General features: G+C 47.1%; 17 protein-coding genes. 12 read left to right on the plus strand and 5 right to left on the minus strand.

Annotated elements, in window-relative coordinates:
- Window positions 1-18: 18 nt before the first annotated feature.
- Complete coding sequence (locus tag NFI80_RS10555; protein ID WP_235163103.1) at window positions 19-852, minus strand: alpha/beta hydrolase; 834 nt, start codon at window positions 850-852, stop codon at window positions 19-21.
- 167 nt (window positions 853-1,019) lie between these two features.
- Here NFI80_RS10555 and NFI80_RS10560 point away from each other — a divergent pair, with 167 nt between their 5' ends.
- Window positions 1,020-1,184: a lmo0937 family membrane protein gene (locus NFI80_RS10560; protein ID WP_157486687.1), complete on the plus strand. Its 165-nt coding sequence runs from the start codon at window positions 1,020-1,022 to the stop codon at window positions 1,182-1,184.
- Between the two features lie 93 nt (window positions 1,185-1,277).
- On the opposite strand, the gene NFI80_RS10565 is transcribed toward NFI80_RS10560, so the two are convergent.
- Window positions 1,278-1,961 (minus strand): arylesterase, encoded by a 684-nt coding sequence (locus NFI80_RS10565; RefSeq protein WP_374759643.1) that lies wholly within the window; start codon window positions 1,959-1,961, stop codon window positions 1,278-1,280.
- Window positions 1,962-2,069: 108 nt separating this feature from the next.
- Between NFI80_RS10565 and NFI80_RS10570 the strand changes: the two genes are divergently transcribed.
- The 4 genes from NFI80_RS10570 (at window position 2,070) to NFI80_RS10585 (ending at window position 10,402) form a co-directional block, all read left to right on the plus strand.
- Window positions 2,070-2,738: an ABC transporter ATP-binding protein gene (locus NFI80_RS10570; RefSeq protein ID WP_233796029.1), complete on the plus strand. Its 669-nt coding sequence runs from the start codon at window positions 2,070-2,072 to the stop codon at window positions 2,736-2,738.
- Window positions 2,738-5,281, plus strand: a complete 2,544-nt coding sequence (locus NFI80_RS10575) for an ABC transporter permease (protein WP_235163101.1) — start codon at window positions 2,738-2,740, stop codon at window positions 5,279-5,281. Before NFI80_RS10570 ends, NFI80_RS10575 begins: the two co-directional genes overlap by 1 nt.
- Before the next feature lie 332 nt (window positions 5,282-5,613).
- Window positions 5,614-8,697 (plus strand): SusC/RagA family TonB-linked outer membrane protein, encoded by a 3,084-nt coding sequence (locus tag NFI80_RS10580; RefSeq protein WP_235163100.1) that lies wholly within the window; start codon window positions 5,614-5,616, stop codon window positions 8,695-8,697.
- 10 nt (window positions 8,698-8,707) lie between these two features.
- Window positions 8,708-10,402, plus strand: a complete 1,695-nt coding sequence (locus NFI80_RS10585) for a RagB/SusD family nutrient uptake outer membrane protein (protein WP_235163099.1) — start codon at window positions 8,708-8,710, stop codon at window positions 10,400-10,402.
- Window positions 10,403-10,481: 79 nt separating this feature from the next.
- On the opposite strand, the gene NFI80_RS10590 is transcribed toward NFI80_RS10585, so the two are convergent.
- The 3 genes from NFI80_RS10590 to NFI80_RS10600 form a co-directional block, all read right to left on the minus strand.
- Window positions 10,482-10,772 (minus strand): helix-turn-helix domain-containing protein, encoded by a 291-nt coding sequence (locus NFI80_RS10590; protein WP_235163098.1) that lies wholly within the window; start codon window positions 10,770-10,772, stop codon window positions 10,482-10,484.
- A complete protein-coding gene (locus NFI80_RS10595; protein ID WP_235163097.1) occupies window positions 10,750-11,118 on the minus strand; it encodes a type II toxin-antitoxin system RelE/ParE family toxin in 369 nt (122 codons plus the stop codon). The genes NFI80_RS10590 and NFI80_RS10595 overlap by 23 nt, the downstream gene beginning before the upstream one ends.
- Window positions 11,119-11,430: 312 nt before the next feature.
- A complete protein-coding gene (locus tag NFI80_RS10600) occupies window positions 11,431-12,462 on the minus strand; it encodes a LacI family DNA-binding transcriptional regulator (protein WP_235163096.1) in 1,032 nt (343 codons plus the stop codon).
- Window positions 12,463-12,589: 127 nt separating this feature from the next.
- Between NFI80_RS10600 and iolB the strand changes: the two genes are divergently transcribed.
- The 7 genes from iolB (at window position 12,590) to iolD (ending at window position 21,603) form a co-directional block, all read left to right on the plus strand.
- A complete protein-coding gene (gene iolB, locus NFI80_RS10605; RefSeq protein ID WP_235163095.1) occupies window positions 12,590-13,456 on the plus strand; it encodes a 5-deoxy-glucuronate isomerase in 867 nt (288 codons plus the stop codon).
- Between the two features lie 28 nt (window positions 13,457-13,484).
- Window positions 13,485-14,492 (plus strand): 5-dehydro-2-deoxygluconokinase, encoded by a 1,008-nt coding sequence (gene iolC / locus NFI80_RS10610; protein WP_235163094.1) that lies wholly within the window; start codon window positions 13,485-13,487, stop codon window positions 14,490-14,492.
- Window positions 14,493-14,570: 78 nt separating this feature from the next.
- Window positions 14,571-16,037, plus strand: a complete 1,467-nt coding sequence (locus NFI80_RS10615) for a CoA-acylating methylmalonate-semialdehyde dehydrogenase (RefSeq protein ID WP_235163093.1) — start codon at window positions 14,571-14,573, stop codon at window positions 16,035-16,037.
- 30 nt (window positions 16,038-16,067) lie between these two features.
- Window positions 16,068-17,096 (plus strand): inositol 2-dehydrogenase, encoded by a 1,029-nt coding sequence (gene iolG, locus NFI80_RS10620; RefSeq protein ID WP_235163092.1) that lies wholly within the window; start codon window positions 16,068-16,070, stop codon window positions 17,094-17,096.
- A gap of 50 nt (window positions 17,097-17,146) precedes the next feature.
- Window positions 17,147-18,760 (plus strand): sodium/sugar symporter, encoded by a 1,614-nt coding sequence (locus NFI80_RS10625; RefSeq protein ID WP_235163091.1) that lies wholly within the window; start codon window positions 17,147-17,149, stop codon window positions 18,758-18,760.
- An 8-nt stretch (window positions 18,761-18,768) separates the two neighbouring features.
- Window positions 18,769-19,713: a class II fructose-bisphosphate aldolase gene (locus NFI80_RS10630; RefSeq protein WP_235163090.1), complete on the plus strand. Its 945-nt coding sequence runs from the start codon at window positions 18,769-18,771 to the stop codon at window positions 19,711-19,713.
- 24 nt (window positions 19,714-19,737) lie between these two features.
- The gene (iolD, locus tag NFI80_RS10635) at window positions 19,738-21,603 is read left to right on the plus strand and encodes a 3D-(3,5/4)-trihydroxycyclohexane-1,2-dione acylhydrolase (decyclizing) (RefSeq protein ID WP_235163089.1); all 1,866 of its coding nucleotides are present in this window, start codon (window positions 19,738-19,740) and stop codon (window positions 21,601-21,603) included.
- Window positions 21,604-21,605 lie beyond the last annotated feature (2 nt).

The raw sequence follows: 21,605 nt of genomic DNA on the forward strand, positions 1-21,605 counted from the left end.
AATGTAAATTAGAGAAATTTAATTGGAAGGATTTGGCTTTTTATTGAAATAGTTACTCATAAAAAGCAACTGATATTGTACTGCATTCGTCCAGTAAGGCCAATTATGGGCACCCGGCCGGACAAGATAATCGTGCGGGATATTTCTGTAAACGAGCTGTTCGTGCAACTTTTCATTCACCTTAAAAAAGAAATCGTCCACGCCGCAGTCGATGATTAAAGCCAGTGAGTTCGGCGTCAGCAGGTGCAGCATATTAATGACCGTGTTCTTCTCCCATCTTTCCGGCTGGTCGGCGTATTTTCCCAGTCGGTCGGCCATGTTCCAGTTATTCGGGAACGGCCTGATATCCACGCCGCCGCTCATGCTGCCCGCTGCCCCAAAAACATCCTGATGCCTGAAAGCAAGATAAAGCGCGCCATGCCCGCCCATGCTCAAACCCGTAATGCCCCGACCAGCGCGGTCCTTAATGGTTTTATATTTTGAATCAATAAAGGAAACCAGTTCTTTGGAAACATAGGTCTCATATTGCGACTGTGCGTCCACCGGGCTATCCCAATACCAGCTGCTGTAACCGCCGTCCGGGCATACAATGATCATATTATGAGTATCGGCCGCCGTTTCAAAGCCTTTCGCCTTCGAAATCCAGTCGGCGTGGTTGCCGCTGTATCCATGGAGCAGGTAAACAACCGGATAGGCTCGACCCGAATCATACTGAGATGGCCTTATAACGACTGTTTTAAGGCTTTTTTTCATGATATTACTATAAACCTGAACAGTGTCGACAGTGGCTGCCGGGGAAAAATGGCAGATAAATGAGCAAATCAGCAGAATTAAAAGGGTGGTTCGTTTCATATGGTTTGAGAAAAATTTCTACAACTTAAAGCTATACATGATATCAATTGATCAAATATTGTAGAATTCGGGGAATAATAACGCCTTATTTCCAATCTTAAAGGCTGGCATCCTAATTGATAAGATATTGATTATCGCAAATAACACTAACTCAAAAAATTAAGACAATGGGAAATCTTCTTTATACAATAGCTGTCATTTTGGTCATTCTGTGGCTAATCGGCTATTTCGGCTTTGCTAGCTTTGGAATGGGTAACATTATTCACATTCTTTTGGTGATTGCAGTTGTTGCAATAATTCTTCGATTGATTCGTGGCGACAGGGTTGTGTAAGGAAAACACCTAATGAAATAAAAGGCCCGGAATGTATGTTTTTTAACATATTTCCGGGCCTTTTTCTTGTTTACTATGCACCCGGCTTGCGAATTAAAGCAGGTCCTTAATCCGCACCCAAACGTTTTCAGCAAGGATTTTGTGTCCTTCCGCAGTCGGGTGAATGCCGTCGGGCAGGTTTAGTTTGCTTTCGCCACCTACACCTTCCAGTAAGAATGGAATAAGGGTAATTTTATTTTTATCAGCAATCTCCGCATAAACGGCTTTGAATTCCGAAGCATATTTCTGTCCCATATTAGGCGGGATTTGCATGCCTGCCAATACAAGTTTAGCATCGGGATATTTTGCCCGCACTTTGTCCAGAATGGCTTGCAGGTTCTTCCTGGTTTCCGAAACCGGGATGCCCCTTAACCCATCGTTACCGCCCAGTTCCAGCACAAAAATATCCAGAGGCTGTTTCAGAAGCCAGTCGATCCGGCTGTTTCCGCCTGAGGTGGTTTCGCCGCTCACGCCAGCATTGATCACCTTATAACTGAGTCCCAGGGAATCAATGCGTTTTTGGATTAAACCGGCAAATGCTTGCGAAGGATCATCCAGTCCGTATCCCGCGGTAAGGCTGTTTCCAAAAAACACAATGGTCTTTTTGGCACTGGCAGGGGTTTTTGAAGTTGTTTTTACCGAGTCCTTCTGTTCGGCAGTTTCTTTATTTTTACTGTTGCAAGAAGTCAGAATGGCGCCTATAAGCAGCATTTTGGCTATAAAAACAAAGCGATTCATCATATAATGGTATATTTATGTGCAAGCTAAATCCAAAAGAACCAAATTGGAGTAAATCAAGTTGCCCCAGTTTAGCACACGGGAAAAACATAAAATTAAAAACAATTGATGGATACCATACTCGATCTGCAACAGGTTAGTAAAATATATAAAAGTGGCGACCGTTCGCTGACCGTTTTAGACAATATCAATTTTTCAATCGCAGCCGGCTCAACGATGTCGATCGTGGGGCCTTCCGGAAGCGGAAAAACTACACTTCTGGGCTTGTGCGCAGGTTTGGACCGGTCTACATCCGGAACCGTTGAGCTGCACGGAACGAGGCTTAATGGTCTCAATGAAGATCAGCTGGCCTCCGTCCGGAACCAATATGTAGGTTTCATATTCCAAAATTTCCAATTGCTTCCCACGCTTACTGCACTCGAAAACGTCATGGTCCCGCTGGAATTACGAGGCGAAAAGAACATTAAGCCCCGCGCGCTGGACCTGCTCGATAAAGTAGGCCTTGCCGAAAGAAGCCATCATTATCCTACCCAGTTATCCGGCGGAGAACAGCAACGCGTTTCCCTTGCCCGGGCATTTTCCAATAAACCGCAGATCCTTTTTGCCGACGAACCGACCGGGAACCTGGACGCAGAAACCAGCGAAAAAGTGGTAAAACTACTTTTCGACCTCAACCGGGAAGCCGGAACGACGCTTGTGCTGGTAACGCACGATCTGGAACTGGCTGCAAAAACGCAACGCATTATTCGCATTAAAGGCGGCAAACTGGTTGAATGATGAATCAAGATAAAATTAATTTCCCCTGGTTATTGCAAATGGCATGGCGTGACAGCCGGAAAAACCGCTCGCGGCTGCTCCTTTTCATCTCATCCATTATCCTCGGAATTGCTGCCCTTGTGGCCATTTACTCCCTGGGTGATAACCTCAGATTGAACATTGATAACCAGGCGGCAACATTAATAGGCGCTGACCTGGCCCTTAATACCGGAAAACCTGTTGAAGGAAAGGCAAAAACGCTTGTGGATTCTTTGGGAAAAACCAGGTCTGAGGAGCGCAGTTTTGCCTCTATGATTTATTTTCCGAAAAATGGCGGAAACAGACTTGCTCAGGTCAAGGCCCTGGAAGGCGACTTTCCTTATTATGGAAAGTTCGAGACCATTCCGGTTACTGCCGAACAAACATTCCGGTCACGGCAAGAAGCGCTTGTAGATCAAAGCCTTATGCTGCAATATCAGGCAAAAGTCGGCGATTCGATCAAGATCGGTAATGTTACTTTTGCCATTGCCGGAATTTTGGAAAAAGCGCCTGGCTCAACGGGACTTACGAGCACAGTTGCGCCATCGGTTTACATTCCCATGCGCTATCTGGCCCAAACGGGTTTAATGCAGAAAGGAAGCCGCGTCGCTTACCGCTATTATTACAAATTCGCGCCGGAGACAGATGTTGAAAAGCTTGCCAAGCAGCTTGAACCCCGTTTTGAAGCCGGTGATCTGGACTATAAAACCATTCAATCCCAAAAAGAAGACACGGGCAGATCATTCAAAGATCTGACACGTTTTTTAGCGTTGGTAGGATTTGTCGCATTGCTTTTGGGCTGCATCGGCGTTGCGAGCGCCATTCATATTTACATTCGTGAAAAACTCAACTCAATTGCTATCCTGCGCTGTCTGGGTGTAAAAGGCTCTCAGGCGTTTTTAATTTATTTGATCCAGATTGCAGGAATCGGCATCATTGGTTCTATACTGGGCGCTATCCTGGGCACGACCATTCAGCAATTTTTACCGATCGTGATCAAGGATTTTCTGCCTTTTGAACTTACTACGGACATTTCCTGGCTTGCAATCGGACAAGGTTTGGCTATTGGTGTGCTAATTTCAATCCTTTTTGCATTGCCTCCGCTTGTTTCCATCCGTAAGGTTTCGCCGCTGAATGTGCTGCGCGTTTCGCTGGATGCGGTGAAGATGGAAAGAGATCCGTGGGCGTGGGTGCTTTACGGCCTGATTGTCGTGTTTATTTACGGCTTCGCATTTCTGCAAATGCAAACGTGGATCGAAGCATTGGTCTTTACGGCCAGCATTCTGGCTTCGTTTGTTGTGTTATATGCATTCGCAAGTTTGCTTATGTGGCTCGTCCGCAAGTTTTTCCCTACGTCGTGGAGCTATTTATGGCGACAGGGCCTGGCTAATTTGTATCGTCCCAACAACCAAACTTCCATTCTGGTTGTCTCCATCGGTCTCGGCACTTGTCTGGTCTGCACCTTGTTTTTTGTTCAAACGATTTTGCTCAACCGGGTTAAAATGTCGTCCAGCGGAAACCAGCCGAACATTGTCCTTTTTGACATTCAGGGCAGTCAGAAAGAAGCTGTGCTGGCAATTGCAAAAGCGCAGAATATTCCTGTTAACCAGAACGTTGCGATCGTAAACATGCGGTTGGAAGAAGTGAATGGAAAAACAGCATCCGACTTTGAAGGCGACACCACAGCCGAGCAATCCCGCCGCATCTTCGGCCGCGAATACCGCGTAACATTCAGGGATTCATTGAGTTCCACAGAAAAACTGACCAAAGGAAATTGGAAGGGCACTTACAAGAGCACCGACGGCCTCATCCCCATTTCTGTTGAGCAGGGATTTGCAGACCGGAGCAGGCTCAAACTAGGTGATACGCTGGTTTTCAATGTGCAGGGAACCATGATGTCGACCACCGTTTCCAGTTTACGCGAAGTGAACTGGGGCGAAGTCCAGACCAACTTCCTGGTTGTTTTCCCAACCGGCGTGCTAGAAGAAGCACCTCAGTTTCACGTTATGCTTACGCATGTGCCCAATCCGCAGGCATCGGCCGTTTTTCAGCAATCCATCGTGCGCCAGTTTCCCAACATTTCAATCATCGATCTGGCATTGGTACTTCGTGTTTTGGATGATATTTTCAATAAAATCGGTTTCGTGATCCGCTTTATGGCAGGTTTCAGCATTCTTACGGGACTAATTGTGCTGATTGCTTCGGTATTGATCAGCAAATACCAGCGCTTACAGGAAAGTGTGCTGCTCCGGACATTAGGCGCTAGTCGTAAACAGATCTTCTCCATTACGGCATTGGAATACTTCTTCCTGGGATCACTGGCCGCTTTTACAGGCATTCTGCTTTCGCTGATCGGGAGCTGGTTACTGGCAAAGTTCAGTTTTGAAGCCGAATTTAAGCCTGAGTTTATACCAATACTTATAGTCTTTTTATTCGTGTCTTTGATGACCGTTTTCATTGGGCTCATCAATAGCCGGGGCATTCTTTCGCGCCCGCCGTTGGAAGTCCTGCGCCAGGACGTGTAGGCGCTCAGGAGCTGATTTAACAATTCCTTAAACTCAAATTGTTTTCGCAAGGAGCAATAACAACGACTTTTGCGTGCAATTGCCGGTTGTGGCTGCTTGTGGGGTTTTTCGGTGCTTTTCCTGTTGATTTCATCCTATAAAATCTTCTTATTTTTTCAAACGTTTGCATAAAATTTCAAACGTTTGCATAGCCTATAAAGTAATTTCTATTAAATATTTTAAAAATACAATTTGTAATCTTGCGTAACCAGAACCCTAAAATATCATTATATGCCCCTCTCTGCTTGCGCATCCTACCTTTCATTAACAATTCAACCCAATAATTTGATCTCATGAAAAAAACTTTGACTCTATTAGTCAAAACCGGGACACTTAGCATTTGCCTGTTGCAGGGCGCGGCCATTTATGGGCCACATGCAGCGGCAGCGGCTATATTGCCGGTTTCGGGAAGTTTATCGAGCCATTTCGAAGCCGACATGCGTGTAATGCAGGACGTTACGCTCACAGGAAAAGTGCTCACAGACGGCACGACAGACGGATTGCCCGGTGTTACGGTGGTTGTTACACCCGTTGGCGGTGGCAGCAAGCAAGGCGCCACAACAGACGAAAATGGTGTCTTCACCATTTCGAGCCTTCAAACAGGAGTTCGTTACAACCTGGAATTCAGCTATATAGGTTTTGAAAAACAATCTCTGAACGATTTTTTACTCACAGAATCCAATAACAGTTCGATTGAAATCAAACTAAAAGAATCAACATCCAACCTGAGTGAAGTGGTGGTTGTGGGTTACGGAACGACTGTTAAGAAAGACATCACGGGATCAGTTAAATCTTTGAAAAGCAGCGAGTTCAATACGGGTATCATTAACTCACCGGAACAATTGCTGCAAGGTAAAGTTTCAGGCGTGAACATTACTTCGGCAACCGGTGAACCGGGTGCAAAAACCAGCATTACCGTTCGCGGGCCGGGTGGGATACGCACGGGAAGCACGCCGCTTTTTGTCGTGGACGGAATGGCGTTGGATAATAGCGGAACCGGCGGCGATACAAACCCGCTAAATTTCATCAATCCACAGGACATTGAGTCAATGGATGTTTTGAAAGATGCCTCTGCGACAGCGATTTATGGTGCACGCGGTGCCAATGGTGTTATTTTAATTACAACTAAAAAAGGAAAATCGGGACAAGCCAGCGTGACCTATTCAGGATCATTGGGGATATCCAAGATGGCCCGTCCGCTGGATGTGTTATCAGGCCCGGAATTTCTTACCGAAGCTGCCAAACTGGGCGGTACGGTGATTGACGGCGGCGCAAATACGGATTGGCAAAAAGAAATATCCCGGAGCGCAACCACGCATAACCACAACATTTCAGTAGGCGGTGGAACAGATAAAATGACCTATTACGGATCATTCGGCGCGCAAAAACAACAGGGTATTTTGAAAGGTAGCCAGCAGGACCGTTACACAGGCCGCATTAACCTATCCCAGAAGTTGCTGAACGACCGCGTTACATTGGATGTGAATCTGAATGCTACCAATACCAAAAATAGACGGCCTAACATTCAGGGAATGATCGGTGGCGCTATAACGGCGAACCCGACTTATGCGCCTTACGACGCGAATGGCGAACCGTTTCAGTATCAGGATGGAACCAACCCGCTGATCCCGCTGAGATTATACAAAGAAGTTTTGAACACAAACCGTGTCCTGGCATCTATTTCGCCTTCGGTGACCATCATTAAGGGTTTGGTTTATAAGCTGAATTTCGGTCTTGATAATTCTACGGCAACCCAGGACAAGCAAACCTTGCCGAATGCTGTTCCGTTCGAGATCGGCCGTCTGGAAAATTACCAGACAAAAAACAGTAATAGCCTGATCGAAAATTACCTGACGTATACTGCAAATAGTAAGAACCACAGTTTCAGCGCACTGGTTGGTCACTCTTTCCAGCGCATTTCATTGTCCGGAAAAAATTTCAGCATTAATAAATTCCCGATTTCGGACATTGAGCCTATCAATAACCCGAACCTTGGTCAGGATTTGACATTGATCCTGAACGCTCCGGGCGGTTATGCTCGTATTAATGAGCTGCAATCGTTCTTTGGAAGGGTAAACTATGGTTTCAAAGACAGATATCTGGCAACGGCAACACTTCGCGTGGACGGCTCATCCAAGTTTGGAGCTAATAATAAATACGGCTCATTCCCGTCATTCTCATTGGGTTGGAGAATTTCTGAGGAAGAATTCATGAAATCGTCTCCTTTTTCGGACCTGAAACTTCGTGCAGGTTGGGGATCAACTGGAAATCAGGAAATCCCTTCTAAAATTACACAGGCCCGTTTCACATCAGTTGTCTCACCCACAACAAGTTACCCAATCGGAACAGGCTCCTACCCTGCCGGGACCACCAACACCAGGCTGGCTAACCCGAACATTCAATGGGAAGTGTCGAAGCAAACGGATATAGGGCTTGACTTCGCTTTGTTCAAAGGCGCATTGAGTGGTGAAATCGACTATTTTACCAAAACATCTGAGAAAATATTATTGGAAGTAATTCCTGCCGACCCTATCCAGCCAGCCGGTGTTTTCTGGACCAACGTACCTGATATGAAGATCAAAAACCAGGGGCTTGAAGTTGATTTGAATTACCGCGAATCACTGGACAATGGACTGCGCTACTCTTTTGGTGGTAACATTACATTTATCAAAAATAACGTAACCGGTTCTCCTTATTCGGTAATCCCATCGGGCGCTGCCCAGGGCCCGGGCCTCACGTCGGCGACCATTAACGGATACATTAACAATCAGCCGATCGGAACATTCTTCCTGAAAGAATTTACAGGTTTTGACGAAAAAGGAATCAGCACATTCAGGGACGTGGATGGAGACGGAATTGTGACAGACAAGGACCGCGTTGCTGCCGGGACGGCACTTCCTACCCGGATGTACAATTTCAATGGTAATGTGTCTTTCAAAGGTTTTGATTTGACGGCAAACTTCAACGGTGTGGCTGGAAACAAGGTTTATGACAACACGGCCAACTCCAATTTCTTTAAGCTGAGATTATCCAAAGGTTTGAATGTCACCCGCGAATCATTTGCAGAAGCAGCTGAATCAGTGAACAATTCGGCGCCTGTGTCAACAAGATATTTGAAAAACGGCGCTTATCTGAGGTTGAATAACCTTGCATTGGGATACAACCTGAATACCACGAAACTGGGCATCAACAAATGGGTGCAGACTGTGCGCGTGTCGGTTACAGGCCAGAACCTCGTGGTATGGACCAAATACACAGGTTACGATCCTGAGGTGAACAACGACCGCAATATCAATGAGATTACTTCTTACGGCGTTGATTATCTGAGTTATCCAAAGGCTAAAACAATCCTTTTTGGTCTAAACATTGGCTTTTAATAAATAAAAGATGAAAAAGAAATTATCACTCATATTTGCGGTTGCGAGCTTACTATTTGTCACAAATGCCTGCACCGATCTTGAAGAGCAGGTTTTGGACGAAACGCTTAAAGCCAATTTGTCTCCCGACGAAGCTGCAAACGGCCTGATAGCACCCGTTTACGCATTGCTGCCCAACTTGTTCCAGCATACGACCTATTTTGCGCTCAACGAAATATCCACCGACGAGGCCATCCTACCCTATCGCGGCGGAACCGACTGGGGCGATAACGGAATTTATCTGGCGCTGCACCAGCACAATACAACGGCTACGGATCCGAATGTTACCAGCACCTGGAACACATTATCGCAATCCATTTCCAGGTCGATCACGGCTATCACCGGTTTGAAAGATTCCAAGTCGACCACGGCGGCACTTTATGCTGCGGAAGCTCGGGGCATGCGTGCATATTATAACATGATTATGCTGGATATGTACGGCGTCGTTTTTGTGAAGGACGATCCCAATGTGGCTTCCGTGATCATCAGAGGTGACGAAGCTGTGAAATACATTGAAAGTGAACTCCTTGCTATTGAGCCGATTGTACAACCTAAATCTGTGGTTGGCCCTGGAAGGCTGAACCAGGTTGCCGTTTGGGGTCTACTAGCACGCCTTAATTTGAATGCAGCGGTTTACCGCAACATTTACGCACCGACGTTCACGTTTTCACCTGCGGATATGGACAAAGTAATCCAGTATACCGACAAAATCATTGCCTCAGGGCAAGCCAAACTGTCACCGGATTACTTCGCGATTTTCGGCAACCAAAACCATACGAACCAGGAGCTGATATTCGCAGTGGACCAGCGTTCCGATTTGAATGGTCACAATCGTCTGGCTTATTTCTCCATCTCGGGCGACCAGTTTCCACTCGCAGCATTTCCAGCGGCAAACGGAACGGACGGCCCCGCCATCACATCCGACTTTTACCAGTCGTGGGTGCAGGCATATGGCGCAGTTGATCCCAAACGAGATCCTCGGTTTTATCAGGAAAATATGTCTGTGTATTCCAACACAGCAGATACATGCGTGAAGGATTCTGATTACAAGATCAACCGCGGCATTCTCCGCGGTCAGCAATATGGTGCATTGCGTGTCAATGGCGCATTTGTAAGATGTCCGGATGGCAAGCTGAAAGTAGGTAAATTGGCCTACATCACCCGTAACCGGGCCGACTTGCCTGTAAGTTTTGGCGAACTAGTTGACTTTACGACGGCTGGAAGTAACTATAACACAGGTTTCCGCGTTGCGAAATACGAGTTCGGCAGCGAATCCAATACAGGCCGTAACAAAGGGGATGCGGACATTGTAATCCTGCGCCTTGCAGACATTTACATGATGCGTGCCGAAGCCAAATTGCGTAAAAGCAACGATGCCGCCGCAGCATTGGCAGACGTAAACATCGTAAGGGCATCCAGAACCGCCACTACGCCGCCACCCGCATTAACAACCATGAACCTCGACCTGCTATTCCGCGAAAGAGGTTTCGAATTCTACTGGGAAATGCTCCGCCGCAGCGACATGATCCGTTTCGGCAAATACGAAGGAAAATGGACCGAAAAATCCAATGCCGACGTAAAGAAACGCATCTTCCCAATTCCCCAGGGCGCCATCGACGGCGCATCGAATACGCCTGGATATCTGGTACAGAATGAGGGTTATTGATATCTGAGAAGTTCAACGTTTATAAATGCAAAAAAGCAGCTGGGGACCCGGCTGCTTTTTTTGCACTTAGAGGATTATTTTAAAATTCTAGCTCAATCTTCACTTTCCCACCTAATCCCTTTTCAACTATATCATAAAGTGTTTTAAGCGTCAGATTGCTTCCGTCGTTTTCAACTCTTGAAATATATTCCCGCTTCTTGTTAATGATTTCGCCAAGCTGAGCTTGGGTAAGGGCTTTGTCTTCCCGGGCTTTTCTGAGGAGCAATCCGATTTTGAAGCTTTCAAAATCTCTGTCTAATCTATCTCTTCGCTCGGTCCCGACTTTGCCATAAATCTCGTCTTTGAGGTCATCCCAGTTTGTAAGATCCATTGTTACTATGTTTAGTGTGATAATATTCATCCATTAACCGCATTGCCTTTTCGATCTCCTTTCTCGGTGTTTTTTCTGTTTTCTTTTGAAAACCGTTTAAAAGTACGATAAGCCTATGATCGTCAAAAAAGCAAAACACTCGCCAAATGCTAGATCCTAATTGAATGCGCGCTTCATAAAGACCCTTTGTACCCTCAATGTGTTTCAAATAACTTGAAGGGATGCGTTCCAATGTCGTAATTGCCAAAAGCACTCCATAAATTTTGTCTTGTACCTTTGGTGTCTGCTCTTTGATAAACTCTTCAAAATAGTGTTTGTAAAATGTGATAGTCCTAATCTTCGTCATGATAAAGGTAACTTTTAAGTTACGATGATGCAATAGCGCACCCTTGTTTAGACGTTAGACTTTTCTATCGGTCACAAAATTTATGATAAACTGCATCCACAACGACCTCTTGCGTATCACCTTGGCCATTTCATCCCGCTGGGATTTATAATTTCAACATATATCACAGTTGCTACCAATATTGCATCCCTCCGGGACTCTGCCAATTGCCAAATCGCGGAGCGATTCAATATTGGTAGTAAAAACAGATTTAATAACAATCGACTAATGCCGGAGGCATGGCATAACGTGCAGCCAAGATTTCAAACATCCTCAAATCCGCAGCGAACTTTCCCTGATTATCAACTCCGAAGGCAGCACGATGCTTTCATGCTTAAAGTCCTCAGCGCCATTGACTTGGTTGAGAAAAAGCCGGGATGCTTCCATGCCAATTTTGCGGCCCGGGCGGCTTACGGTGGTTAAGGATGGGAATGTGTAGGCGGAGATGGGCGAATTATCGAAGCCTACCAGGCCGACGTCCTGCGGGATACGGAGGCCTTTGTCTTTAACGACCCGCATGGCTCCGATGGCGACCTGGTCGTTCACGCCGAAAATAGCATCCGGTGGCGTGGCCATTTCCAGGAGCCGCTTTGTGGGTACAATGGCGCTTTCGACTTTGAAGTTGGTATTAATGATGAATTCTTCCTGAACGGGCATGTCGTATTTTTTGAGGCAATCAATGTAGCCTTTCAAACGTTGTTCGCTGACCGTTAGGCCGTTAGGCCCTTTTAAATGGGCGATGTTTTTATATCCGATACTGAGCAAATGCTCAACGGCCGCAAAAGCACCGTGATAATCGTCCACCGTGGCCCGGCTGGTTTCAAAATCTTCATACTCGCGGTCAATAAAAATGAGCGGTGTTTTTCGCTGGATCACACTTTCCAGATGCTCGTAATAGCCTGAGTCATAAGTCTCCTGAGATACGGAAAGGAAAATCCCTTCGGTCCGGTTCGAAAGCAGTTTGGCGAGATATTCCTTTTCCAAAGCATAATTTTCATTGGTCACACAAATGTTAAGCGTGTAACCAATTGGCTGCAATGCCTGATGAAGACCTTCAATAACGGCGGTTTCATAGTAATTACTGATCGTCGGAACGACTACTCCCAGCGACGCCGTTTTTTTATTTAACAAACTCAAAGACACCTCATTCCGCTGGTAACCTACTTCCCTGGCGTATTCCTGGATGTTTTTACGGGTGTCTTCGTTGATAGCCGGATGGTCGTTAAGAGCGCGGGAAACGGTGGATGGCGAGCACCGGAAACGGCGGGCAATGTCTTTAATGGTTACGGGTCGGGGGGAATTCATTTGTATAATTATGGCAATTAAATCTTTGAAATTTTTTCAAACGTTTGCATTCAATATAAACATATTTACATTTTGTGTTTAATTTATACAACGCTATCATTGTGTACAAATGTAACGAATTACCACAATGAGTGACCTGCTAGTTAAACCTGCGCCTGACCAAAAAACCTACCATTCCCTTACGAGCGATCAAGCCGGTTGGACTTATTTGAACTTCGAGGCTAAAATACTGGATGTAAACGAACAAATTTCAGGAAACACGGGCGAGTACGAATATTGCTTCGTTTTGCTTGGCGGAAATTTTAAAGTCGAAGCCGCCGGACAAACCTGGGAAACGAAAAACGGTCGCAAAGATGTGTTCAGCGGAATCGGGCATGCCATGTATTTGTCGAGACATACGGATTACGTTTTAACGGCACAATCACCTCAGACCGACATTGCGATTTGCTACGTGGCATCCGACGAGGATCACCCGCCGCGCATGAAACGCCCGGAAGAAGCTGCGATCGAATATCGAGGCGGCGACAACGCGAACCGTCAGATTAACAGCTTATTGGAGCCTGGTTTTGACTGTCATAAGATCGTTTGCGTGGAAGTTTACACGCCTTCGGGCAATTGGAGCTCGTTCCCTGCCCACAAGCATGATGTTCGCACGGAAGATGAAAACGGCAATCTGATTGAGGCGAATCTGGAGGAAATTTATTTTTACAAAATCGACAAACCGCAGGGTTACGCCATTCAACAGGTTTATACTCAGGACCGTTCGCTGGATGAGATCGTCCGCGTGCATCATAATGAAGCCGTACTGGTTCCAAAAGGTTACCACCCCGTTGTTGCCGGACATGGTTACAATGTTTATTATCTCAATTTCCTGGCCGGAAGCGACCAATCGCTGGCCAACACCTCTGACCCCGACCACGACTGGATTTACGGAACCTGGAAAGGCTCCGATCCGCGCCTGCCGCTTGTAACGGCTGAAATGAATGGCAAATAACGCCGCACCGCTTTTTTAATTCTCCGCAATGAAAAAATACGACTTACTGACCCTTGGCCGCTCGTCTATCGACCTGTATTCGGCTAATGTGGGCAGTCCTTTTGAAAAAATAGAAGCATTCAACGCATTCGTAGGCGGTTGCCCGCTGAACATTGCTACCGGCGCACGCAGACTTGGTCTGGAAACCGCCATTCTAACAGGCATAGGCAATGATCAGGTGGGTAATTTTATCAAACATTTCCTTGATCAGGAAGGCATTGTTACGGATTGGGTGCCAACCATCGAAGGCACCAGAAGCTCTGCCGTAGTGCTGGGCATTGAGCCTCCGGATCGTTTTCCGCTCGTTTATTACCGCGAAAACTGCGCCGATATTAATCTGAACCTGGATCACGTTGATGCCATTCCGTTCGGAGATTTCAAAGCAGCTGCGTTTTCGGGAACGGCATTCAGCAAAGATCCGAGTCGCACTGCGATGTTCTATGCATTGGAATTAGCTAAGAAAAACAATGTGACCCGCCTGCTGGACATTGATTTCCGGGCCGATCAATGGTTTGATCCAAGGGCATTTGGCGTTACAATCCGGGCTGCATTGCCCAGCTTCAACATTGTCGTAGGGACCGAAGAAGAAATCCTGGCCACCTTCCTGACCGACAAAGAGCAGCTCCTCATTAAACACCAGCAAATCTCTGCTCCCGAGATCCGCGGCAACATTGAAAACGCAATCCAGGAAATTATGGCTTCCGGTGTGGAAACATTGGTAGTCAAGCGCGGGAAAGATGGCGCTTCTATTTTTCAGCCTGGAAAAGAGGAGGTTAAGGTGCCTGGTTTCCCTGTTGAAGTTTTGAATGTGCTCGGCGCTGGCGACGCGTTTTGCGCCGGATTTTCTTTCGGGTTACTGAGCGGCTGGGACCTTTATCAGAGTGTAAGAATGGGGAATGCATGCGGGGCGATCATTGTGACGCGCGAAGGCTGCGCCAATTTTATGCCGACCCGGGCCGAAGTAGATGCTTTTGTTGCCGGTTACGGCGGCTTATAGCCTTCTGAATTAATGTAACCCGGGTTCCGATAATCGGAAAATCTGACCAAACTTTTGAATTAATACAATTTAGATAAAATGGAAAAATTACAGAATTACATCAATGGACAGTGGGTGGACAGCCATTCGGATCATTTCGAAAATGTGCTGAACCCTGCTAACCAGGAAGTGCTCGCGCAAGTGCCTTATGGCAATGCAAAGGACGTGGAAGATGCCGCAGAAGCCGCTGTTAAGGGGTTTCAGGAGTGGAGAAGCACGCCCGTTTCGAAGCGCGTTCAATATTTGTTTAAACTAAAAACATTGCTGGAAGATAATGCCGACGACATTGCACGGACGATCGTACTGGAATCGGGGAAGACATTCATTGAAGCCAAAGCCGAAATGGTGCGGGCGATCGAGAATGTGGAAAATGCCTGCGGAATGCCTGCAATGATGCAGGGAGAATTTTCCGAAGATATTGCCAAAGGCATCGACGAATACATGATCCGTCAGCCGCTGGGCCCGTGTGCATGCATTGCGCCGTTCAATTTCCCGGGTATGATCACATTCTGGTTCCTGCCCTACGCGCTGGCTTGCGGGAACAGCTACATCATTAAGCCTTCGGAAAAAGTGCCGTTGACAATGACCAAAATTGTGGCGTTGATGGAAAAGCTGGATCTGCCGAAAGGCGTCCTTAACCTCGTGCAAGGTGCGCGTGAAGTAGTCGATGGCATTCTGGAACATCCTGCTATTAAAGGCATTAGCTTCGTAGGATCATCCAATGTTGCGAAATATGTGTATTCCAAAGGCGCTGCGAACGGAAAACGCGTGCAGGCACAAGGCGGCGCAAAAAATCCCGTGATCGTGCTGCCCGATGCAGACATTGAAATGACTTCCCAAATCGTGATCGACAGCGTTTATGGTTGTGCGGGACAGCGTTGCCTGGCAGCTTCGACCATCATTACAGTTGGTGAGCATAAGGACATTACGGAAAGTCTGGTGGAATCTGCCAAGAACAGGAAAACCGGTTTCGGGCTCGATAGCGACGTGCAAATGGGTCCGGTAATTTCAGCTGAAAGCAAAAACCGCGTTCAGACATTGATTGACAAAGGATTAAGCGAAGGCGGAAGGCTGCTGGTTGATGGCCGCAATGCAAAAGTGGAAGGTTATGAAGGCGGAAACTTCATCAATCCAACCATTATCGAAGACATCCCATTGGACGGCGAACTGGCCGGAACAGAGATTTTCGGTCCTGTTTTGAGCTTGGTTCACATTAACACTATCGACGAAGCGATCCGTTTTATTAATGCGGGCAAATACGGAAATATGGCTTGCATCTTCACAAGCAGCGGTTCCAACGCCCGCAAGTTCCGCCATGAAGCAGAAGCTGGAAACATTGGTATCAACATTGGAGTAGCCGCTCCCGTCGCCCAATTCCCATTCTCAGGCTGGAAAGAAAGCTTTTACGGCGACTTGCACGGACAAGGCAAACACGCCGTAGAGTTCTTCACGCAAACCAAAGTCGTGATCGAACGCTGGCTTAAAGAGTGGAACAGGAAGTTTTGACAAAACATAAACCATTATTCTAATTATAAAATGACTAGAAAATTAAAGACCGGGGTGATTGGCCTGGGTCGGATCGGGCAGATACATTTGAGCAATCTGGTTCATCACATGCCTGACGCACAGGTGATTATCGCTTCCGACGTCTCACCTGCGGCTCATGAATTTGCACGCAGTCTGGGTGTTGCCGAGGTTACTACGGATGCCTATGATGTGATCAACCATCCTGATGTTGAGGCGGTTATCATTTGCTCACCTACTCCATTCCACGTTCCTTACACAGTTGCGGCTGCCGAAAAAGGAAAGCATGTGTTTTGTGAAAAACCTTTGGACGTAACACTGGAAGCGATTCACGCTGCGGAAAAGGCTGTGAGTGAGAATAATATAAAGTTAATGCTGGGCTTCAACCGTCGTTTTGATGCCAATTTCAGCAATGTCCGCAGTCTGGTGGAAGCCAATAAAATCGGCGATCCGCACATTCTGCGCATTACCAGCCGCGACCCTGCGCCTCCGCCGGTGGAATATCTGAAAATCTCAGGCGGCATTTTCCTCGATATGTCGATCCATGACTTCGACATGGCGCGCTACATTGTAGGCAGCGAGGTGAAGGAGGTTTTTGTAAAAGGCGATGCACTGATCCATCCGGAGATTAAAGAATTCGGAGATATTGACACGGCGGTGATCGTTTTGACATTTGAAAATGGCGCTATCGGCGTGATTGATAACAGCAGAAAAGCGGTTTACGGTTACGATCAGCGTCTTGAAATTTTCGGTTCAAAAGGCATGGCGAAGGCAGAAAACAACACGTCCGACACGCTCGTGCATTTCGACAGCAATGGCGGACACATTTCGTTGCCGCTGCATTTCTTCCTGGAAAGATACGAAACAGCTTATCGTGTTTGTCTTAAATCGTTCATTGACTGCGTGTTGCAAGACAAGCCGTCGCCTGTGGACGCGCATGACGGACTTATGGCAACCGCCATCGGCATTGCTGCAATGAAGTCGCTGACCGAAGGCAGAAGTGTGAAAATCGAGGAGGTTTTGCAGTATGCGGTCGTTTAAGTTACTTCGTGCAGAAAATTGAATACCAATTTACCTAACCCTTTACCCGAATGTCCAATACCGGTTTGCAATCGCTGGATTATGTTGTATTCTTTATTTATTTGATAGGCGTTTCTGCTTATGGTTATTGGATTTACAAAAAGAAAAGCTCCAAAGAAGTCAGCTCGACGGACTATTTCCTGGCCGAAGGATCACTGACATTCTGGGCGATCGGCGCCTCGATTATTGCCTCCAACATCTCGGCAGAGCATTTCATCGGGATGTCGGGTTCGGGTTTTGCGATCGGGCTGGCGATTTCTTCCTATGAATGGATGGCGGCGGCTTCGCTGATTGTGGTGGCGCTCTTTATCCTGCCGGTTTATCTCAAAAATAAGATTTATACCATGCCGCAATTCCTCCGGGAGCGGTATAATCCCACGGTGGCGACCATTATGGCCGTTTTCTGGCTGTTGCTTTACGTGTTTGTAAACCTTACTTCGATCCTTTACCTGGGTGCATTGGCATTGGAAGTGACTGCTGGTCTGGACTTTACGTGGGGAATCATTGGCTTGGGGCTCTTTGCGGTCATCATTACAATTGGTGGGATGAAAGTGATTGGTTACACGGACGTCGTGCAGGTGATCGTGCTTGTTATGGGCGGGCTGGCAACCACTTACCTGGCATTAGATCTTGTTTCAACCCATTTTAACAGGCCCGGGATTTTCAATGCATTAGGCTTGCTCAAAGAACAGGCAGATTCTCATTTCCACATGATTTTGCCCAAAGAAAATCCTTTTTACAAAGACCTGCCGGGATTATCTGTGATCATTGGTGCGATGTGGATCAATAACCTTGCCTATTTTGGTTGCAATCAATACATTATTCAAAGAAGCCTGGGCGCTGATTTAAAGACTGCGCGGAAAGGGATTTTGTTTGCGGCTTTGCTGAAACTGCTTATTCCGATCATCGTCGTTATTCCGGGAATTGCTGCTTATGTTTTGTATCAAAATGGCATGTTTCAAAAGGAAATGCTGGATGGCGTCGGCGTTGTAAAACCAGATCATGCTTATCCTGTTTTGCTCAATTTGCTGCCGGGTGGACTAAAAGGAATGGCCTTTGCTGCCTTAACCGCCGCAATCGTCGCTTCCCTGGCCGGAAAAGCGAACAGTATTTCGACCATTTTTACACTGGACATTTACAAACAATACATTAACCCAAACGCCAGCGAAAAACAGCTGGTTAAGATCGGTCGCTACACTATTTATGTGGCCATGATCATCGGTGTGATCATTGCGCCGCAGCTGCGTGTGCTGGATCAGGCTTACCAGTTTATCCAGGAATACAGCAGCTTCATTACACCGGGTGTGTTTGCGATTTTCATTCTTGGAATGTTCTGGAAACGAACAACTTCTGCTGCCGCATTGACTGCTGCATTGCTGACAATTCCATTGTCCACAGCCGGAAAGTTTATGGCACCTGAGATTCCATTTTTGGACCGGATGGGCATTATATTCCTGATTCTTTGCGCGGTAATTGTAGTCATGACATTAGCTGATCCGAAAAGCAAACACAATCCAAAAGGACTTGAAATCGACCGGACCATGTTTGAACCAGGCAAAAGTTTCGTCATCGGCTCGATCATGATCTGCGGCGTGATCGCGGCGTTGTACACCGTTTTTTGGTAAAATAAATTATGCTTTTAACAACAAAACAACTTTTTGAAAAATGCTATGGCCGCTATGCGATTCCGGCGGTGAATGTGTTTTTCATGGAAGAAATCCACGGCTTGTTCGCAGCGGCTCAGGAAGCGGAAGCGCCATTTATAGTGCAGACGACCCCGTTTGCAAGAGATTATGCGCACCCCGATATGCTGCTTTCTATGATCGCTGCGGCGGCCCGGATATATCCTGATGTAACCTATGCAATCCACATGGATCATGGTTTTGAAGAACATATTTTTCAAGCCATTGAAGCGGGTGGTTACACCTCGGTGATGATTGATGCCAGTCATGATGATTTTGATCAGAATGTGGCTCGGACCAGGGAAGTCGTTGCGCGTGCGCATGCAAAGAACATTAGCGTAGAGGCTGAATTGGGGGTTTTGGCGGGTGTAGAGGACGATCTGACGGTGGATGCGGCGCATTCATTTTATACTAATCCCCAGCAGGTTGAGGATTTTGTCAAAGCCACGGATTGTGATAGTCTGGCCATTGCGGTGGGCACGAGCCATGGCGCTTACAAGTTCTCGGGCGGACAGGGTTTGCAGTTTCACATTTTGGAAGAAATTCAGCAGCGGCTTCCGGGCTTTCCTTTGGTGCTGCATGGCGGTTCTAATGTGATTCCTGAGGTTGTGGAGCGCATTAACGCGGCGGGCGGCAATCTGAAAACGGATGCCAAAGGCGTTCAGGAAGACGAAATCCGGAAGGCGATCCCGCTGGGTGTTTGCAAGATCAACATTGCCACGGACACGCGGCTGCTCTGGACGATGGTGAACCGCGAATTTTTCCGCGACAAGCCGGAAGAGTTCGCTCCGACCACGCCGGGGAAGATTTTTATGGAAGAATATAAAAAATTTATGCTGAAAAAGTTTGACCTGTTCGGTTGTACGGGCAAGGCCGGCGATTTCACTTTCGCCTGATAATTCAAGCAAAATCATCACAAAATGACCAGAAGACTTACAGTAGCGCAGGCTACGATCACATTTTTAAAGAACCAGTTCATCGAGCGCGATGGTGTGGAACAGCCTTATTTTGGCGGTTGTTTCGGGATTTTCGGGCATGGTAATGTGGCTGGATTGGGCCAGGCATTGCAGGAAAACCCTGATTTTCGTTACTATCAATGCCGCAATGAGCAATCGATGGTGCATACGGCAGTGGCTTATGCGAAGGTCAAAAATCGTCTTGGCGCATTCGTTTGCACGACCTCTATCGGTCCCGGCGCTACGAACATGATCACCGGTGCAGCACTGGCGACCATTAACCGGCTGCCCGTTTTGCTTTTGCCCGGAGATATTTTCTCAACCCGCGAGCCTAATCCAGTTTTGCAGCAATTAGAAAGTGCTTCGACACAGGACATTTCTGTCAATGATTGTTTTAAACCCGTTTCCAAATACTGGGACCGCATTAACCGCCCCGAACAGCTCATTTATTCGCTGCCGGAAGTGATGCGTGTGCTAACCTCGCAATCGGAAATGGGTGCAGTAACATTATCCATGCCGCAGGACGTGCAAACACATGCCTATGACTTCCCTGAAGAACTTTTCAGGAAAAGAGTCTGGCACGTCGGCAGGCCGAGACCAGATTTGACCACATTGCAGAAAGCTGCGGAATGGATTAAATCATCTAAAAACCCTGTCATCGTTGCTGGCGGCGGTGCCATTTACAGTGATGCTTGTGGTGTGCTTGAAACTTTTGCAAGTAAAACGGGCATTCCAGTCGGTGAGACATTCGCAGGAAAAGGCGCGGTCCGTTATGACGCTCCTTACAGCATTGGCGGCCTGGGCGCAACCGGGACGAAATATGCGATTGAAATTGCGAACGAAGCCGATGTTGTGATTGGCATAGGAACGCGTTACAGCGATTTTACGACGGCTTCCAAGTCGATATTCAAGAACCCGGATGTAAAGTTTATCAACATTAATATCAGTGAATTTGATGCTTTCAAGCACGCTGCATTGCCGGTGATTGGGGATGCGAAGGCGGTTTTAGAGGAATTATCTAGCTTACTGGGTGACTATGAAGTTGATGCAAATTATCGCCAGCATATTGCTGATGTTAACAAAGCCTGGGACGACGAAGTAACGCAAATTTACGCCGAAGGAAACGGAACGGTTGTGCCTATCGATCAGGCCGTTGTAATTGGGACATTAAACAGCTTCATGGACGACCGCGATGTGATGATCAATGCGTCGGGCAGCGCGCCGGGTGACTTGCATAAGTTATGGCGTGCGACGGATCCGAAAAACTTCCATCTGGAATATGGCTTCTCTTGCATGGGCTATGAGATCGCGGCAGGAATGGGTGCAAAAATGGCCGATCCGACGCGCGAGATTTACGTGATCTGCGGGGATGGCGGTTATCTGATGAACAACCACGAAATCGTGACCGCCATTCAGGAAGGCATTAAGTTCACTATCCTGCTTTTAAATAACAACGGTTACGCCAGCATTGGCGGGCTTTCAGAAAGCATTGGAAGTGCGCGCTTTGGAACAATGTATAAATATCGGGATGAAAATTCAGGACAGCTTTCAGGTGATTTCCTGCCGGTGGATTTGGCCAAAAATGCAGAAAGCCTGGGCGCTAATGTAATCCGCGCGACAGATCGCGAATCGCTGGAAAACGCTTTGGCTCAATCCAAAACGGCGGATCGTACGACGGTTATTTACATTGAAACCAGTCTTTACCGCACCGTCAAGGGTTACCACGCCTGGTGGGAAGTGCCGATTGCGGAAGTCTCTACCTCTCCGAGCGTGCAAAAGGCCTTTGAAACATATAAATCGAACAAAAAAGAACAGCGCATTTTCTTATAAGC

This window comes from Dyadobacter chenhuakuii, from assembly GCF_023821985.2.
Taxonomy (GTDB): Bacteria; Bacteroidota; Bacteroidia; order Cytophagales; family Spirosomataceae; genus Dyadobacter; species Dyadobacter chenhuakuii.

Bases quoted from the DNA above. Each gene is read 5' to 3' on its own strand.
- NFI80_RS10600 (WP_235163096.1), bottom strand. From the start codon at position 12,462: ATGAATTCCCCCCGACCCGTAACCATTAAAGACATTGCCCGCCGTTTC.
- NFI80_RS10570 (WP_233796029.1), top strand. From the start codon at position 2,070: ATGGATACCATACTCGATCTGCAACAGGTTAGTAAAATATATAAAAGT.
- NFI80_RS10615 (WP_235163093.1), top strand. From the start codon at position 14,571: ATGGAAAAATTACAGAATTACATCAATGGACAGTGGGTGGACAGCCAT.
- NFI80_RS10560 (WP_157486687.1), top strand. From the start codon at position 1,020: ATGGGAAATCTTCTTTATACAATAGCTGTCATTTTGGTCATTCTGTGG.
- NFI80_RS10585 (WP_235163099.1), top strand. From the start codon at position 8,708: ATGAAAAAGAAATTATCACTCATATTTGCGGTTGCGAGCTTACTATTT.
- NFI80_RS10595 (WP_235163097.1), bottom strand. From the start codon at position 11,118: ATGACGAAGATTAGGACTATCACATTTTACAAACACTATTTTGAAGAG.
- iolC (WP_235163094.1), top strand. From the start codon at position 13,485: ATGAAAAAATACGACTTACTGACCCTTGGCCGCTCGTCTATCGACCTG.
- NFI80_RS10555 (WP_235163103.1), bottom strand. From the start codon at position 852: ATGAAACGAACCACCCTTTTAATTCTGCTGATTTGCTCATTTATCTGC.
- NFI80_RS10565 (WP_374759643.1), bottom strand. From the start codon at position 1,961: ATGAATCGCTTTGTTTTTATAGCCAAAATGCTGCTTATAGGCGCCATT.
- NFI80_RS10575 (WP_235163101.1), top strand. From the start codon at position 2,738: ATGAATCAAGATAAAATTAATTTCCCCTGGTTATTGCAAATGGCATGG.
- NFI80_RS10625 (WP_235163091.1), top strand. From the start codon at position 17,147: ATGTCCAATACCGGTTTGCAATCGCTGGATTATGTTGTATTCTTTATT.
- NFI80_RS10630 (WP_235163090.1), top strand. From the start codon at position 18,769: ATGCTTTTAACAACAAAACAACTTTTTGAAAAATGCTATGGCCGCTAT.
- NFI80_RS10580 (WP_235163100.1), top strand. From the start codon at position 5,614: ATGAAAAAAACTTTGACTCTATTAGTCAAAACCGGGACACTTAGCATT.
- NFI80_RS10590 (WP_235163098.1), bottom strand. From the start codon at position 10,772: ATGGATCTTACAAACTGGGATGACCTCAAAGACGAGATTTATGGCAAA.
- iolB (WP_235163095.1), top strand. From the start codon at position 12,590: ATGAGTGACCTGCTAGTTAAACCTGCGCCTGACCAAAAAACCTACCAT.
- iolD (WP_235163089.1), top strand. From the start codon at position 19,738: ATGACCAGAAGACTTACAGTAGCGCAGGCTACGATCACATTTTTAAAG.
- iolG (WP_235163092.1), top strand. From the start codon at position 16,068: ATGACTAGAAAATTAAAGACCGGGGTGATTGGCCTGGGTCGGATCGGG.